At 39.4% G+C, this 962-nt stretch carries 1 protein-coding gene and 1 tRNA gene; both read left to right on the top strand.

Annotation, left to right across the window (positions count from 1 at the left end; translation table 11 throughout):
- The coding region (locus tag STRDD10_RS09935) for a tagatose 1,6-diphosphate aldolase (protein ID WP_156468658.1) at positions 1-504 on the top strand (504 nt) is incomplete at its 5' end.
- Between the two features lie 188 nt (positions 505-692).
- A tRNA-Thr gene (locus STRDD10_RS09930) sits at positions 693-765 on the top strand.
- Positions 766-962 lie beyond the last annotated feature (197 nt).

The following is a 962-nucleotide window of genomic DNA, read 5'->3' as shown; positions in this document are numbered from 1 at the left end:
TTCTTCCTTGAAATCTTGGCCTACGATGAAACAATCGCTGACGCAGGTTCTGCAGAATACGCTAAAGTCAAACCGCACAAGGTTATCGGTGCTATGAAAGTCTTCTCAGACCCACGCTTTAACATCGATGTCTTGAAAGTGGAAGTGCCAGTCAATGTCAAATACGTTGAAGGCTTTGGCGATGGTGAAATCGTGCATACTCGTGAAGAAGCAGCGACCTTCTTCAAAGCGCAAGATGAAGCAACTAACTTGCCATATATCTACTTGAGTGCAGGTGTGTCAGCTAAACTCTTCCAAGAAACCCTTGTCTTTGCCCACGAATCAGGCGCAAACTTTAATGGAGTTCTTTGTGGCCGTGCAACCTGGGCTGGATCAGTGGAAGCTTATATCAAAGATGGTGAGGCAGCAGCTCGCGAATGGCTTCGCACAACAGGATTTGAAAACATTGACGAACTCAACAAAGTTTTACAGCAAACAGCGACTTCGTGGAGAGAAAGAGTTTAACTTGAAAAATGTTTAGGTCAATCCGACAATAAATTTGTTGTCGGATTATTTTTATATAGAAGAATTAGTTGAGATAAATAAAGTATAAAATTACTCAAACCGGCCATGGAAATAACATTAGAAAGAGAAATAAAAATATAAAAACCTATTGACAATAAATCAGAAAATTGATATACTTTTTGAGTACGGCTGGTTTAGCTCAGTAGGCAGAGCGCATCCATGGTAAGGATGAGGTCGCCGGTTCGATCCCGGCAACTAGCATAAAATAACGTAAAAACCCTTGGTTTACAAGGGTTTTTTAGCTACTTGTTAGCTATAATAGTTTTGACTCAAATTGATTCATGATTTAAATGGCTCTATAATATTTGTAGTGGGTAACCCCCTATAGATATTATGGAGCCTATTTTATTGTAGAAAAAAGTCCCATAAGATCTATAATGAAAAGCGACGAAACCATC

This window comes from Streptococcus sp. DD10, assembly GCF_001578805.1.
Classification (GTDB): domain Bacteria; phylum Bacillota; class Bacilli; order Lactobacillales; family Streptococcaceae; genus Streptococcus.
The sequence above is the reverse complement of the archived record's forward strand: the minus strand, read 5'-3'. Positions and strand labels throughout refer to the sequence as shown.